The sequence below is a fragment of the Nocardiopsis camelliae genome, assembly GCF_028993595.1.
Lineage (GTDB): Bacteria > Actinomycetota > Actinomycetes > Streptosporangiales > Streptosporangiaceae > Nocardiopsis > Nocardiopsis dassonvillei.
Genome location: NZ_CP118614.1, coordinates 4,310,199 through 4,324,635, shown reverse-complemented (window position 1 = coordinate 4,324,635; position 14,437 = coordinate 4,310,199). Strand labels below are relative to the sequence as shown.

Below are 14,437 nucleotides of genomic sequence, written 5' to 3'. Positions count from 1 at the left end.
GCCCCGGGGAAGGAGATCCTTCCCCGGGGCGCCCCCGCGCGTGTGCGTCAGTCCTGCGCCGCGGCGGCCCGCCGCACGGCCAGGACGTAGAACGGGATGGTGACGATGAAGCCCAGCACGGCGGCGCTCATCAGGTAGATGAGCGTCTGTCCCGCGGGCAGGCCCATGCCCCACGCGGCCATGAGGGCGACCCCGACGGCCAGGACGCCCAGCACCGCGTGGGCCTTGCGCCCGCGCGGCTTGGGGTACTCCATCCGGCTCACCATCAGCCAGGAGATGAGCAGCACCGCCGTCACCCCCGCCATCAGCGGCGGGTCCAGCAGGACCACCGTCACCACGGCCATGGCGCCGAACGGGCACGGCAGCCCGGTGAAGTAGCTGGAGCCCGGGGCCTGGCAGGAGAACCGGGCCAGGCGCACGATGACCGCGAGCAGCACGGCGCCGCCCGCCGCGACCGGCAGCAGGTCCGGGCCCTCGGTCCGCATGCCCCACACGACGAAGAAGAACGCGGGCGCGAACCCGAAGCTGATCACGTCGGCCAGGTTGTCCAGCTCCGCGCCCATGCCGCTGCCGCCCAGCTTGCGGGCGACCCGGCCGTCGAGCACGTCCAGGGCGGCCGCGACCAGCATCAAGCCCACGACCGTGGCCATGGCCGTGCGCGGCAGCGGCCCGGCGATCCCGGCCGCCTCCTGCGCGGACTGGGCCACCACCAGCGCCCACACCGCCAGGAAGCCGCACAGGGCGTTGCCGAGCGTCAGGTAGTCGGCCACGCCCAGGCGCAGCCTGGGAGCCTCCTGCGGAACGGGGGAGGCGGCCCCGTCGGCCGCCAGTGCGTTCTCAGTCGGCGTCAAGACGGGTTTCTCCGGCACGGACCTTCTGGCCGACCTCCACCGCCGGGGCGATCCCGGCCGGAAGGTAGACGTCGACCCTGGACCCGAACCGGATGAGACCGATCCTCTCCCCTTGCTCGACCTTCTGCCCCGCAGCGAGATACGGGACGATACGCCTGACCATCGCGCCGGCGATTTGAACGACCGTGATCGCACCGATCTCGGTTTCAAGGGTCCAGATGACGCGCTCATTACGCTCGCTGTCCTTGTCGAATGCGGGGCGGAAGCCGCCGGGTCGGTGCTCGACGCCTGTCACCACGCCGGCGAGGGGGGCACGGTTGACGTGCACGTTGAGGGGGTTCATGAACACCGCGACCCTGGTCCGCCCGTCGGGCTGGGGGTCGAGGCTCTGCACGACGCCGTCCGCCGCGGACAGCACCCGGCCGGTCGCGGGGCCGCGCTCGGGGTCGCGGAAGAACCAGGTCATCCCCGCCGCGAGCGCGACCACCGGGACGGCGAGCGCCGTGCGGGCCCGCGAGCCCCGTGCGGCCAGGACGGCGGCTCCGGCGGCTCCCAGCGCGGGCAGCAGCCACGGGGCCGACCCCTGTGCCATGCCCAGGCGCGGGCGCGCCGCGGGGCGGTGGGAGACGGATGAGAATGGTGAGTCGTCGGTCATCGAGCGCTTTCGTCGCGGGTCTGTCGGTTCGCCCGCACATCGGTTGCCGCTGCGGGGGTCGGCCCGGGGCTCCCGGGCCGGCTGGCGGAGGGTTCGGATGTGACCGGCCCTGCGCGCCGCGCCCCGCGGGCCGGCGGGGGTCCGGCCGTTGGTGCGCTGGATGCGATTATTCATGATTCCGCCGAGAACGGGTCGCGGGTGCGCGCCGCCGTCCTCGGGCGGTCCCGGTCCCGCCGTCCGGCACCAGGATCGTACGGCAACCTACTCGGTCGGCTCCAGGGTGAGGGCGACGGAGTTGATGCAGTACCGGTCGTCGGTGGGGGTGGCGTACCCCTCGCCGTGGAAGACGTGGCCCAGGTGTGAGTCGCACGCGGCGCACCGCACCTCGGTGCGCACCATGCCCAGGGAGCGGTCCTCGTGCAGGACCACCGCGTCGGAGTCGGCCGGGTCGTAGAAGCTGGGCCATCCGCAGTGGGACTCGAACTTCTCGCCGGAACGGAACAGTTCGGCGCCGCAGCCGCGGCAGCGGTAGACCCCGGCGGTCTTGGTGTCCACGTACTCCCCGGTCCAGGGGCGTTCGGTGGCGGCCTGGCGCAGTACCGCGTACTCCTGGGAGTTGAGCCGTTCGCGCCATTCCTGGTCGGTCCGGGGGATGTCCTTGGGCCCGCTGCCGTTGTCCTGGGCCTGGTCCGCTGAGTCAGCCATGGGACGACGCTACCCCGAATCGGCTGCGGATGCCGCCTCAGCACCCTTCGTGCCGCAAACACTCACATATGACATTTGGGACAGGAAAACCGTCCCAAACGGCCAGATCCTCCTAACTTCCGCCTATGCGACGTTCGGTAGCCAAAGGTAAGGGTACGGCTGTAGCCAGGGTCAGTGGTCGAACGGTGCACTTGAGGCAGGTGACATGACCGTTACAACGCATCAGGCACTCGGAGTAAGCAGGCGACCGCTGCGCGTGGGCAGGATTCGATACGGACTGTGGTGGCTCGACCAGAACACCGCGGGAGCGCGGTCCCTGGTGAGGACCGTCGCAGACGGAGCGGCCACCACCGGCCGTGAGCTTCGCTGGGCCGCCGAGCTCAGCGTCCGCTCCACGGTCGTACGGGCCGACCGCGCCCGGCCCGAACCCTGGAGCGAACGCACGCTGCTGTTCGCCGCCGCGGCCGTCGCCGTGTGCGCGCTGGCGGTCGCGCTCGTCCTGGGGTTCGGTATGGCGCGGTGGGCCATGACCGCGTCGGACTCCCTGCCCTTCGCCGCCGCCGGTGCACTGGCGGTGGGACTCGTCCTCCTGCCGTTGGCGTACCTGGTGTTCGCCTCCAGACGAGGCGGTCGCTGAAGTCGGTCCGAGAGGGGGAGGGGCGCCGGAGCGGCGTCCCTCCCTCCGTTTTCGCTGGCTCGGGGGCGCGCGGCGCGGCCCCGGGAGCGAGCTGGGACGAGGACCCGGCTCAGGCGTCGAAGTCGTACCGCAGCACGTAGGCGGAGCCGTCCATGGTGATCTCGTTGAACTCCACCGGCCGGTGGTCGGCGGTCAGCGCGGTGCGCGCCACCTCCAGCACCGGGGTCCCGGGGGCGAGTTCCAGCACCTCGTTCTCCTCGGGGGTGGGCATGCGCACCCGGATCTCCTCGGTGAAGTGCGCCGGGGCGTGCCCCAGTTCGGCCAGGCGCGCGTAGATGCCCCCGGGCCCGCTGTCGTAGTCGCGCACGCGCCGGGCCGACGGCTCCCCGCCGTCCCCCAGCACGGCCAGGGGCAGGTGCGAGACGGCCTGCTGCACCGGACGCCCGTCCACGAGGTAGCGGCGCGAGCGCCGCACGACCCCGGCCCCCTCGGCCAGACCCAGCGCGCGCGCCACGTGCGCGGCGGGCGCCGACTCGTCCACGCGCAGGCTGTCCACCTCGTACTCGCGGTCCTCGCTGTCGACCTGCCAGATCGCGCGCCCGCTGCCCCACAGGTCATGGGACAGCCGCCGGGCGCCGTGTCTTCGCAGGGGCCGGAACAGGCGGACGTAGATGCCCGAGCCGCGCACGGCCACGGCCAGGCCCTCGTTGATCAGTACGGAGAGCGCCTGCCTCGCGGTGGCCCGTGCGACGCCGTGGCGTTCCATGAGGGTGTTCTCCCCGGGCAGGCGGTCGCCGTCGGCGTACCGTCCGGAGCGGATCTGTTCGCGTAGTTCCTCGGCTATCCCGCGATAGACCGGAGGGGATCCGTTTTCGGACGTCGGCACCACGTTCATCCTCTCGGCCGGGGGGCCAAGCCGGTAAGCCCCGTCAATGCGGTGTGTCCTGGGTCCAGCAGCGGTGTTTCCAGTGGAGGGCACACCTCGGGTATGTCCGGTTGCGGGATGGTTCATGCGTGTTTGTGGGGCGACCGAAACCGAGCGGTTACCGGTGTGTCCTCCGCGGACGCCCTATTCCCTGACGTAACGCGCGAACAGGCTCCCCTCCGCCTCCAGCAGGTGCGCCATCCGCACGGGCGTGCTCCGCGCGCCGGCGGCGGGCTCCGGCGCTCCGGGAGCCCCCGGCCCTCCCGCCACGATGCGCGGCGGTCCCGCTCCCAGCAGGTGCGGACTCAGGGTCAGGCACAGCTCGTCCAGCAGCCCCGCCGCCACGAACTCCGACAGCAGGTGCGGGCCGCCCTCGGTCAGCACGCGGTGCAGCCCCCGCTCGGCCAGGGCGTCCACGATGTGCGCGGGCGTCACCGAGTCCCCCTCGACCACCACCAGGTCGGCGCGTGCGGCCACCTCGCGGCGCCGGTCCGCGGGGGCGCCGCCCGTGGTGAACACCAGGGTGCGCGCGTGCGGCGGCGCCTCGGTGAGCAGATCGGCGGGCAGGTCGAGGGAACGGGAGACCACCGCCACGGCCGGTGTCCGCGCCCGTCCCCCGCGCAGCCCCTCCCACGCCCTGCGGACGCGGACCGGTCCGTACCCCTCCACGCGCGCCGTGGCCGCGCCCACCAGCACCACGTCGCACAGGGCGCGCAGCGCGCCCATGATCCTGCGGTCGGGCGCCGAGGACAGGTCCCTGCTGCGCCCCGAGGGGCCCACGGCGCCTCCGTCGGCGCTGGCCACCATGTTGGCGCGCACCCAGGGGCGGTCCAGGTCGGCGGGGTAGGCGTAGGCGGCGGCCGGGTCCGCGTCCGCGCCGCCGGGGACGGGCAGCAGTTGCCGGAACGCGATGGGGGCGGCGGGGGCGTCCGCGCCGGTGTGTGTACTCGACATGGTCACCCAGAGTAGGCGGTGGTCCTGGGCATCCCGAGGAGGGGGGCGCGAGCCCCCTGCCCAGCCTTTTTCATCCAGCATCTCCAACGCGCCGTGCCGCCGCCAGAGCGGATCTTTTCCTGTGGACAACAGGGAGGCGGCGTGCACGCCGACGGGCCCCGGCCGAACCGGCTTTTCCGTGGCCCCCGTTAGTGTCCTCGTGCGTCTTCGTATTCCACCGGCCGTCCACGCCGACGGGCCCCGGCAGCTCCCGACAGGGAGCTTCCGGGGCCCGTGTGCCCGAACCCCTCAGAACCGGGAGGACGGCGTGTGCTTGTGCGACACCCGGCGCAGCAGCAGCAGCGCCCGGTCGATCACCCGCACCGGACCGGAGGCCGCCACGAACGGCCGTCCCTCCACGTCGGGCTCGGCGGTGTCCAGCACGGTCTCCCAGGCCGTGCCGTACTCGGTGCCCGGAACGGTGAAGTCCACCGTCTCCGGGCCGCTGTTGAGCAGCAGCAGGAACGAACTGTCCCTGATCCGCCGACCGCGCGGGTCGGGCTCGGTGATGGCGTCCCCGTTGAGGAACACGCCCAGGGCCTGGCCCGTGGAGTTCCAGTCGTCGCCGGTCATCTTCTTTCCGTTCGGGCGCAGCCACACGATGTCGGGCAGCCCCCTCTTCCCTGCCTTGGCGCCGCCCACCGGGCTGCCCCGGAAGAACCGGCGGCGCCGGAACACCGGGTGGTCGCGGCGCAGCCGCGCCAGCCCGCGCACGTAGTCCAGCAGGTCGTTGTCGGGCTCCTCGTCCTCACCGAGCCCGGCGCCCTTCCAGTCGATCCAGGCGATCTCGTTGTCCTGGCAGTAGGCGTTGTTGTTGCCGTTCTGGGTGCGTCCCACCTCGTCACCGTGGGAGAGCATCACCACCCCCTGCGACAGGTACAGGGTGGTGAGGAAGTTGCGCACCTGGCGGCGGCGCAGCGTGATGATCTCGGGGTCCTCGGTGGGCCCCTCCACACCGTGGTTCCAGGACCGGTTGTCGTCGGTGCCGTCCCGGTTGTCCTCGCCGTTGGCCTCGTTGTGCTTGCGGTCGTAGGACACCAGGTCGGCCATAGTGAAGCCGTCGTGGCAGGTGATGAAGTTGATGGAGGCCACCGGACGGCGGCCGTCGTCCTGGTACAGGTCGCTGGACCCGGCCAAGCGCGAGGCCAGCTCGCCCACCACGGGCTCGCCCCGCCAGTAGTCGCGCACGGTGTCGCGGTACTTGCCGTTCCACTCGGTCCACAGCGGCGGGAAGTTGCCCACCTGGTAGCCGCCCGGGCCCACGTCCCAGGGTTCGGCGATCAGCTTGACCTGCGAGATCACCGGGTCCTGCTGGACGATGTCGAAGAACGTGCTCAGCCGGTCCACGTCGTGGAACTCGCGGGCCAGGGCCGAGGCGAGGTCGAAGCGGAACCCGTCCACGTGCATCTCCAGGACCCAGTACCGCAGCGAGTCCATGATCAGCTGCAACGAGTGCGGATGGCGCACGTTCAGGCTGTTGCCGCAGCCGGTGTAGTCGAGGTAGTAGCGCTGGTCCTCGTCGCTGACCCGGTAGTAGCTGAGGTTGTCGATGCCGCGCAGCGACAGCGTGGGCCCCATGTGGTCGCCCTCGGCGGTGTGGTTGTACACCACGTCGAGCAGCACCTCGATGCCCGCCTCGTGCAGCGACTTGACCATCGCCTTGAACTCCTGGACCTGCTGCCCGCGCGAGCCGCGCGCCGCGTACCCGCTGTGCGGGGCCAGGAAGGCCAGGGTGTTGTACCCCCAGTAGTTGGTCAGCCCCCGGGCCACCATGGCGTGCTCGGGCACGAAGTGGTGCACGGGCATGAGTTCGACCGCCGTCACCCCCAGCGAGGTGAGGTAGTCGATCATCACCGGGTGCGCCAGCCCCGAGTAGGTGCCCCGCTGGTGTTCGGGGATGCCCGGGTGGCGCATGGTGAGCCCGCGTACGTGCGCCTCGTAGATCACCGTGCGGTGGTAGGGCGTACGGGGCCGGGACTCGTTGCCCCAGTCGAAGAACGGGCTGACCACCACGCACTTGGGCACGTAGGGCGCGCTGTCCTTGGTGTTCCTGCGCTCCGGCGCGGCGAAGTGGTAGCTGAACAGGGATTCGTGCCAGGTGAGGTTGCCGTTCAGCGCCTTCGCGTAGGGGTCGGTGAGCAGTTTGTTCGGATTGCACCGCAGCCCCTGCTCCGGGGCGTAGGGCCCGTGGACGCGGTACCCGTACTGCTGTCCCGGCCCGACGCCGGGAAGGTAACCGTGCCAGACGAAACCGTCGTACTCGGTCAGCGGTATACGCGTCTCCTCGCCGTCGTCGTCGAACAGGCACAGGTCCACCTGTTCGGCGGCCTCGGAGAACAGGGAGAAATTGGTGCCGGACCCGTCGTAGGTCGCACCGAGCGGATAGGAGCTACCTGGCCAGACTTCCACCATAGGCGTCGTCAGTCTCTTGGTATCAGGGCTTTCGGAAGGGGCGCTTCGCACCCGCGTGCCTCCGGCCTTCCCGGAGGGTCTGCGCGGGCCCGCTCCCCGTCCGGAAGCAGGCGGTCGTGGTCTGTGACGACTTCTTTGTTCCGCTCCGGACGCCGAAGTATGCCGAACTGGCCGATGATCATTCATCGGCCGTCCCTCTTGCGGGTTTTTGTGGGAATTATCAGGGTTAAGGGTGGTAATCGGGATTTATGGGGTTAAGAAATAGTGTCCGTGTGCTCTCAGCGCGCCTCGGTTTCCCCTCGCGTCCAGCGCGTTCCGGGGCCGGTACGACCGGGGCCGTACAGGGGCGCACGGACCCGGCCCCCCACCGGTGCCCGCCGTACCCGCGACAGAGCGCCCCCGAACCCCGGTACGGAGGAGGACGGCACGCCCCCGGCCTCACCGGCTCGGGCGGGCCCGGTCCAGGATCAGCTCGGTGTCCACCCCTCTGGGCAGGGTGCCGAACACGTGCCCCCACTCGCCACCCAGACGCGAGGCGGTGAACGCCTCGGCGACCGGGGTGGGCGCGTGGCGCAGCAGCACCGACGCCTGCAGGACCAGCGCCATCAGCTCCACCACCGTCCGCGCCCGGTACTGCGCCTCCTCCGGGTCGCCCAGGGCCTGCTCCAACCGCTTGACCGCCGCGTCGTAGTGGTCGTCCACGCCCGCGGCCGCGCGCAGCTCCGACAGGAAGGCCTCCAGCGACTCGGGGCTGCGGCCCATCGCGCGCAGCACGTCCAGCGCGGCCACGTTGCCCGAGCCCTCCCAGACGGAGTTGAGCGGGGAGTCCCGGAACAGCCGGGGCATCCCCGACTCCTCCACGTACCCGTTGCCGCCCAGGCACTCCAGCGCCTCGGCGGCGTGCGCGGGCTGGCGCTTGGTCACCCAGAACTTGCCCACGGCCACCCCCAGGCGGCGGAAGGCCGCCTCGGTCTCGTCCCCGCGCACCGCGCGGTCCACGGCACCGGCCAGACGGGTCATCAGCGCCGTCGCCGCCTCCGACTCCAGCGCCAGGTCGGCGAGCACGTTGCGCATCAGCGGCTGCTCGACCAGCACCCCGCCGAAGGCGCTGCGGTGCTCGGCGTGGTGCAGGGCGTGCACCACCGCGGCGCGCATGCCCGCGGCCGAGCCGATCACGCAGTCGAGCCGGGTGCTGTTGACCATCTCGATGATGGTGGGCACGCCCCTGCCCGGCTCGCCGACCAGATGGGCGACGGCACCGTCGTACTCCAGCTCCGCCGACGCGTTGGAGCGGTTGCCCAGCTTGTCCTTGAGCCGCTGGATGTGCAGCGCGTTGCGGCCGCCGTCCTCCAGCACCCGGGGCACCAGGAAGCAGCTCAGCCCCTCGGGCGCCTGCGCCAGCGTGAGGAAGAAGTCGCTCATCGGCGCCGAGGTGAACCACTTGTGCCCGGTCAGCACGTGGTGCCCCTCGGCGGTGGGGACCGCGCGGGTGGTGTTGGCGCGCACGTCCGAGCCGCCCTGCTTCTCGGTCATCGACATGCCGGCGAGGAGCCCGCGCTTGGTGTGCGGCGCCCGCAGCCCGAAGTCGTAGACGGGTGCGGTGAGCAGCGGCTCGTACCGCCGCGCCAGTTCGGGGGAGTGGCGCAGGGCCGGGACCGCTGCGTAGGTCATCGACACCGGGCACCCGTGGCCCGCCTCGGGCTGGGACCACAGGAAGAACTTGGCGGCGCGGGCCACGTGCGCGCCCGGGCGCCCGTCCGCCCACGGCGCGGCGTGCATGCCGTGCTCCACCGCCTGGTCCATGAGCACGTGGTAGGCGGGCTGGTAGTCGACCTCGTCCACCCGGTGGCCGTAGCGGTCGTGGGTGCGCAGCACCGGCGGGTAGGCGTTGGCGGACTCGCCCCAGGCGCGGACCCGCTCCGAACCGGCCGCGTCGCCGACCTCGCGCACCTCGGCCTCGGCCCATCCGGCGCCCTCGCGCCGCAGGCCCTCCACGAGCGCCGGGTCCTCCGCCGCCGCGTAGTCGCCGAGCGGGGGCGCCTGGTTGAACACCTCGTGTGTGGGGGGCACGGCGGCCACCTCTTTTCGTTGCTGGTCGTGGGCGGTCGGAGTGCGGGAATCCTATCCCCGGACGGCACACCGAACAGAACCGGGTTCGGTCACGCTTGGGTCCCGGGCCGGTGAGCCGGTTCCGGGGACGGCGGGTGCGGTCATGGCAGCCCGTGGGTCCGTGCCCGTCCCGGTGACCGCTGGACGGGACCGGGGTCGTGTCTGTTCCCGGAGACGACGGACACGGGCGCCAGAAGGGCTCCGACTACGACTGTGGCGGGAGCCAGCACGGCGATCCCTCCGCGACCCGTTCCGGAGCCCGTCCTTCCGGGCGGCGTCGCGGTACGGTGCTCTCCCTCCCCGCCGCGACGCCTTCGCCCGGTCACGGCCAGAGCAGGCCGCGTTCCCAGGACGCGTCCGCGCCCGGGCGGGCGTAGCGCAGGCGCGTGTGGCGGCGGTCCCGGTCGGCCTGCCAGAACTCCACCTCGACCGGTCGGACCAGGTACAGGCCCCAGTCCCCGGGAACCAGCTCCGGATCGTGCTCCAGCCGCTCCCGGCTCTCCCGCGCCACGCGGTCCACGTCCGCGAGGTCGTCCATGGGCTCGCTCTGTCTGCCGTGCAGACCGGCCACCCGCGACTCCAGCGGTCGCGCCAGGTAGTCGGCGGCGCACCGCTCCGGGGAGGCCAGCTCCGCCCGCCCGCGCACCCGCACCTGACGGCCCTGCCCGATCCAGTGGAACAGCAGCGCCACCGCGGGGTTGCGGGCCAGCTCCCGCCCCTTGCGCGAGCCGGTCGTGGTGGCGAACCACCAGCCCTCGGGCGTGAAGTCCTTCATGATGACCACGCGGGCCGACGGAGCCCCCGCCTCGTCCACGGTCGTGACCGTCATCGCGTGCGGCTCGGCCACACCGCTCTCGACCGCCCCGGAGAACCACTCCGGGAACAGCTCCGCCGGGTCCTCGGGCGCCGCTCCGGGGTCGAACTCCGGCAGTGCCCCCGAGAACACCGGCAGTCCCCGCAACAGGTCCCGGACACCGCCGCGCACCACACTCCGCCCCTCTGACACGGACACCCCCACGATCCCTCGGTCGGCCGGCGCGCGTTCGCGACGCCCACCTCCGATTCTTCTGGGCCGCGGCCGCGCGGACAAGCCGCTTCCCGCGGTTGTGGACAACCGCGGGCGGCCCCCTCGGGGCGCGGAGGGGGAGGAGCCGGAAGGCGGCCGGTTCCCGTCGTCTGGCCGGTTCCCGCGTTCGCCCCGCCTGGCGGCAATCCCGCCCGTGGCAACGCGAACGGGCGGACCGCCCAGCGGACCGCCCGTTCGCCCCTCCGTCCCGCGCGCCCTGCTCCCCGCCGCGCGCCCTGTTCCGCGCCGCCCGACCTGTTCCGTTCCGTCCGGACGCGCACCTCCACGGCGCGGACGCCGGACACCGCGGCCGACGGCTTTCCCGCCACGGCCGGACGGCGACCCGCGCCCCGCGCCTCAGCGGGAGCTGGTCGCGTGCCGCGACGCCACCGCGGCGTCGTAGCGGTCCAGCACCACCCCTGCCATCTCGGGCACGTCCCCCAGCGCCTCGGACACCGCGTACGCACCCGCCTCCAGCGACCGGGCGCGCACCCGGTCGGCGAAGAACCCCGGCGCCAGCAGGTAGGTGGCCACGGCCACCCGCGACGCCCCCCGCTCGCGCAGGGCGGCCACCGCCTCCCCCGGACCGGGGGAGGCCGCGGACGCGTAGGCCGCCACGACCTCCCGCCAGGGGCCGCGCCCGGCCAGCTCGGCGGCCATCGCCGCCACGGTCGCGTTCGCCCCGGGGTCGCTGGAACCGGCCGAGGCCAGCACCAGCGCCGTGCCGGGGTCAGGGCGCACCCCCGCCTCGTCCAGACGCCGCTCCACCGCCTCCGTCAGCAGCGGGTGCGGGCCCAGGGTGTCGGCGTAGCGCACCCGCAGCCACGGGCTGCGCCCGCGCGCGTCCGCCAGAACCTTCGGCAGGTCCACCTTGCTGTGGTAGGCCGCCGTCAGCAGCGTCGGCAGCACCACCGCCTCACCCGCCCCGCGCGCGGCCAGCTCCTCCAGAGCGTCCCGCGCGGAGGGCGCCACGTGGTCCAGGTAGGACACGCGCACGTCGAGCTCCGGCCGCAGCGACCGCACCCGGTCGAACACCGCCGACACGGCCCGCGCCGACCTCGGGTCCGCGCTGCCGTGCGCCACCGCCAGCAGGGGCACGCCCCCGTCCCGGCCTCCGCCGCCGCGCGTTCCGGTTCCGCCCACCGTCATGGCCGTCCTCCTCCTCGCCTCCGAGCACCGCCGCCCCCGACACTGCCGCCCCCGGCACCGCCGGAACGCGGCGGAGCCGCAGCCGGGCCGCGCGGCCCGGCCGCCGCTTGCGCCCTCAAACGTGGATTCCGCACTCGGTCTTGCCCGTGCCGGACCACCGGCCGCTGCGCGGGTCCTCTCCCGGGGCCACCCGCCGCGTGCACGGCTCGCAGCCGATCGAGGGGTAGCCGTCGTACTGGAGCGGGTTCACGATGACCCCGTTCTCGGCCATGTAGGCGTCCACCCGGTCCTGGGTCCACCGGGCGATCGGGTTGACCTTGGTCATCCGCCGACGCCGGTCCCACTGCACGACCGGGGTGTCGCGGCGGGTCGCCGAGTCCTCCCGGCGCAGGCCGGTCAGCCACGCGGCGTAGGGCTCCAGGGCCCGCTGGAGCGGCTCGACCTTGCGCAGGTGGCAGCAGATGCCGGGGTCGCGCCCGTGCAGGCGCGGGCCCAGGGCCAGGTCCTGCTCAGCCACCGTGCGGGTGGGCTCGACGTTGACGAGGTTGATGTCGTACACGGAGGCCACGGCGTCACGGGTGCCGATGGTCTCGGGGAAGTGGTAGCCGGTGTCGAGGAAGATGACGTCGATCCCCGGCACCGTCCTGGAGACCAGGTCGACCATGAGCGCGTCGGCCATGGACGAGGTCATGCACAGCTGGTCGCCGAAGGTCTCGGAGGCCCAGGAGATGATCTCAGGGGCGGAGGCCTCCTCCAGTTCACGTGCGGCCCGCTCGGCGAGCTCGGGACCGCCCACGGGGGTGATGGTGGTGGAGTTCATGAGTTCCCTTCCGTCGGTCTGGAGGGGGCGCCTCCCGCGGAGAAGGACGCGGAGCGCAACCCGACGTACTTGACCCGAAACACCCGGGCACAGGACAGGCAGGCCCAGGGGTAACCCTCTCCCTTGACGGCGGCGCCTTCCTCGGGCACGAGGTCCTCGTCGCCGCAGTAGGGGCAGTAGTGGGGTGCGGCCCTCTCGGACACGGCGCACCTCTTCCTCTCGCTCGGGGTCTTCCAGGTCGTTTCGCGGCCGTGGGCCGGGCCGGTCCGCACGCGGACCGGCCCCGGTGCTGCGGCCGGGGGCCGCGGCGGTCCCGACCGCCCGGACGGACTACTTCAGGTCGGCGTCCTCGGCCCGGCCGACCCAGGAGGCGAACGACTCGCCATCCTCCTTCTGGTCCTGGAACCGGCGCACGACCCGCTCGACGTAGTCGGGCAGTTCGTCGGCGGTGGCCTTGAGTCCGCGGATCTTCTTGCCGAAGGACTGGGTCAGCCCCATGCCGCCGCCCAGGTGGATCTGGTAGCCCTCGACCTGCTCGCCCTCGGAGTTCATGACGAGCTGTCCCTTGAGGCCGATGTCGGCGACCTGGATGCGCGCGCACGAGTTCGGGCAGCCGTTGACGTTGATGGTCAGCGGCTCCTCGAAGTCGGGCAGCCGCTTCTCCAGTTCGTCGATCAGGGTGGCCGCGCGGTCCTTGGTCTCCACGATCGCCAGCTTGCAGAACTCGATGCCGGTGCAGGCCATCGTCTGGCGGCGGAACACGCTCGGGTTGACCTGGAGCCCCTCCGTCTCCAGGGCGGAGGTGATCGAGGCGACCCGGTCCTCCTCCACGTCGAGGATGACCAGCTTCTGGTCGGCGGTGGTGCGGACGCGGTCCGAACCGTGCTCCTCGGCGATGTCGGCGACGCGCAGCAGCGCGGTGCCCGAAACCCGGCCCACCTTGGGCGCGAAGCCCACGTAGAACCTGCCGTCCTTCTGGCGGTGCACGCCCACGTGGTCGCGGCGCAGGCCCGAGTCCAGTTCGACGGCGGGACCGTCGGGCAGGGCGTAGCCCAGGTACTCCTTCTCCAGGACGTCGCGGAACTTCTGCGCGCCCCAGTCCTTGATGAGGAACTTGATCCGGGCGCGGGTGCGCAGGCGCCGGTAGCCGTAGTCGCGGAAGATCCCGCAGACCCCGGCCCACACCTCGCTCACCTGGTCCGGGCGCACGAACGCGCCCAGGCGCTGGGCGAACATCGGGTTCGTGGACAGGCCGCCGCCGACGAACAGGTCGTAGCCCGCCTCGCCCGCCTCGTTGCGCACGCCCGCGAACGCCACGTCGTTGATCTCGTGGTTGACGCAGTGCACCGTGCACCCCGACACCGAGGTCTTGAACTTGCGCGGCAGGTTGGAGTACAGCTCGCTGCCGATGTGGTCGTCGTAGATCTCGCGGATCGCGGGACCCGCGTCGATGACCTCCTCCTCGGCGACCCCGGCCAGCGGACAGCCCAGGATGACGCGCGGGGTGTCGCCGCAGGCCTCCATGGTGGACAGGCCCACCGACTCCAGCTTCTCCCAGATCGCCGGGACGTCCTCCACCCGGATCCAGTGGTACTGGACGTTCTGGCGGTCGGTGATGTCGGCGGTGTCGCGCCCGTAGTCGCGGGAGATCTCGGCGACGGCGCGCAGCTGGGCGACCGTCAGCTGGCCCCCGTCGATGCGCACCCGCAGCATGAAGTAGCGGTCGTCGAGCTCCTCGGGCTCCAGGATGGCGGTCTTGCCGCCGTCGATGCCCGGCGCGCGCTGGGTGTACAGGCCGAACCAGCGGAACCGTCCGCGCAGGTCGGCGGGGTCGATCGAGTCGAACCCGCCCTTGGAGTAGATGTTGATGATCCGATCGCGGACGTTGAGCCCGTCGTCGTTCTTCTTGTTCTCCTCGTTCTTGTTCAGCGGCTCGTGGTAGCCGAGGGCCCACTGGCCCTCACCACGGCGGCGTCGCGGCTTGGCCGCGGTCGCTGTCCTGCCGGGCTGCGCGGAAGAGGGAGGCATCGCGGGTGTCTCCGATGAGGTGTCGCGGGGTGCTCACAGCCCCGGCGCCCGCACCGCATGCCCGCGTCGCGCGCACATCGTCGTGCT

Annotated in this window: 13 protein-coding genes; 1 reads left to right on the top strand and 12 read right to left on the bottom strand. The window is 72.4% G+C overall.

What is annotated here, in order from left to right; translation table 11 throughout:
- Positions 1–47: 47 nt before the first annotated feature.
- The 3 genes from PV789_RS18865 to msrB form a co-directional block, all read right to left on the bottom strand.
- On the bottom strand, positions 48–851 hold the full coding sequence (locus PV789_RS18865; RefSeq protein ID WP_248771119.1) for a CDP-alcohol phosphatidyltransferase family protein: 804 nt from the start codon (positions 849–851) through the stop codon (positions 48–50).
- Positions 838–1,506, bottom strand: coding sequence for a phosphatidylserine decarboxylase (locus PV789_RS18860; RefSeq protein ID WP_274973877.1), 669 nt, complete (start codon positions 1,504–1,506; stop codon positions 838–840). Before PV789_RS18860 ends, PV789_RS18865 begins: the two co-directional genes overlap by 14 nt.
- 261 nt (positions 1,507–1,767) lie before the next feature.
- Positions 1,768–2,211 (bottom strand): peptide-methionine (R)-S-oxide reductase MsrB, encoded by a 444-nt coding sequence (gene msrB / locus PV789_RS18855; RefSeq protein WP_248771118.1) that lies wholly within the window; start codon positions 2,209–2,211, stop codon positions 1,768–1,770.
- 205 nt (positions 2,212–2,416) lie between these two features.
- Between msrB and PV789_RS18850 the strand changes: the two genes are divergently transcribed.
- Positions 2,417–2,848: a hypothetical protein gene (locus PV789_RS18850; RefSeq protein WP_268742141.1), complete on the top strand. Its 432-nt coding sequence runs from the start codon at positions 2,417–2,419 to the stop codon at positions 2,846–2,848.
- Between the two features lie 109 nt (positions 2,849–2,957).
- Here the strand turns inward: PV789_RS18850 and PV789_RS18845 are convergent, their stop codons facing one another.
- From PV789_RS18845 to PV789_RS18805, 9 genes are all read right to left on the bottom strand, one after another.
- The gene (locus PV789_RS18845) at positions 2,958–3,743 is read right to left on the bottom strand and encodes a GntR family transcriptional regulator (RefSeq protein ID WP_274973876.1); all 786 of its coding nucleotides are present in this window, start codon (positions 3,741–3,743) and stop codon (positions 2,958–2,960) included.
- A 174-nt stretch (positions 3,744–3,917) separates the two neighbouring features.
- Positions 3,918–4,727, bottom strand: coding sequence for a dihydrofolate reductase family protein (locus PV789_RS18840; RefSeq protein WP_274973875.1), 810 nt, complete (start codon positions 4,725–4,727; stop codon positions 3,918–3,920).
- A 288-nt stretch (positions 4,728–5,015) separates the two neighbouring features.
- Complete coding sequence (gene glgX, locus PV789_RS18835; RefSeq protein ID WP_274973874.1) at positions 5,016–7,178, bottom strand: glycogen debranching protein GlgX; 2,163 nt, start codon at positions 7,176–7,178, stop codon at positions 5,016–5,018.
- A 438-nt stretch (positions 7,179–7,616) separates the two neighbouring features.
- Positions 7,617–9,248: an acyl-CoA dehydrogenase family protein gene (locus tag PV789_RS18830; protein ID WP_274973873.1), complete on the bottom strand. Its 1,632-nt coding sequence runs from the start codon at positions 9,246–9,248 to the stop codon at positions 7,617–7,619.
- Positions 9,249–9,609: 361 nt separating this feature from the next.
- Entirely contained in the window at positions 9,610–10,299 is a 690-nt protein-coding gene (locus PV789_RS18825; protein WP_274973872.1) for a pyridoxine/pyridoxamine 5'-phosphate oxidase, read from the bottom strand.
- A gap of 411 nt (positions 10,300–10,710) precedes the next feature.
- Positions 10,711–11,502: a sirohydrochlorin chelatase gene (locus tag PV789_RS18820; protein ID WP_274973871.1), complete on the bottom strand. Its 792-nt coding sequence runs from the start codon at positions 11,500–11,502 to the stop codon at positions 10,711–10,713.
- A gap of 115 nt (positions 11,503–11,617) precedes the next feature.
- Positions 11,618–12,322 carry a phosphoadenylyl-sulfate reductase gene (locus tag PV789_RS18815; protein WP_274973870.1) on the bottom strand — a complete coding sequence of 235 codons (705 nt, stop codon included), beginning with the start codon at positions 12,320–12,322 and terminating at the stop codon, positions 11,618–11,620.
- Positions 12,319–12,525 carry a hypothetical protein gene (locus PV789_RS18810; RefSeq protein WP_013153834.1) on the bottom strand — a complete coding sequence of 69 codons (207 nt, stop codon included), beginning with the start codon at positions 12,523–12,525 and terminating at the stop codon, positions 12,319–12,321. The genes PV789_RS18815 and PV789_RS18810 overlap by 4 nt, the downstream gene beginning before the upstream one ends.
- A 127-nt stretch (positions 12,526–12,652) precedes the next feature.
- The gene (locus PV789_RS18805; protein WP_274973869.1) at positions 12,653–14,350 is read right to left on the bottom strand and encodes a nitrite/sulfite reductase; all 1,698 of its coding nucleotides are present in this window, start codon (positions 14,348–14,350) and stop codon (positions 12,653–12,655) included.
- Positions 14,351–14,437 lie beyond the last annotated feature (87 nt).

What these genes read in the sequence shown, in the direction of transcription:
- PV789_RS18805 (WP_274973869.1), bottom strand. Translation starts at nt 14,350, where the DNA reads ATGCCTCCCTCTTCCGCGCAGCCCGGCAGGACAGCGACCGCGGCCAAG.
- glgX (WP_274973874.1), bottom strand. Translation starts at nt 7,178, where the DNA reads ATGGTGGAAGTCTGGCCAGGTAGCTCCTATCCGCTCGGTGCGACCTAC.
- PV789_RS18850 (WP_268742141.1), top strand. Translation starts at nt 2,417, where the DNA reads ATGACCGTTACAACGCATCAGGCACTCGGAGTAAGCAGGCGACCGCTG.
- PV789_RS18820 (WP_274973871.1), bottom strand. Translation starts at nt 11,502, where the DNA reads ATGACGGTGGGCGGAACCGGAACGCGCGGCGGCGGAGGCCGGGACGGG.
- PV789_RS18845 (WP_274973876.1), bottom strand. Translation starts at nt 3,743, where the DNA reads ATGAACGTGGTGCCGACGTCCGAAAACGGATCCCCTCCGGTCTATCGC.
- msrB (WP_248771118.1), bottom strand. Translation starts at nt 2,211, where the DNA reads ATGGCTGACTCAGCGGACCAGGCCCAGGACAACGGCAGCGGGCCCAAG.
- PV789_RS18815 (WP_274973870.1), bottom strand. Translation starts at nt 12,322, where the DNA reads ATGAACTCCACCACCATCACCCCCGTGGGCGGTCCCGAGCTCGCCGAG.
- PV789_RS18860 (WP_274973877.1), bottom strand. Translation starts at nt 1,506, where the DNA reads ATGACCGACGACTCACCATTCTCATCCGTCTCCCACCGCCCCGCGGCG.
- PV789_RS18840 (WP_274973875.1), bottom strand. Translation starts at nt 4,727, where the DNA reads ATGTCGAGTACACACACCGGCGCGGACGCCCCCGCCGCCCCCATCGCG.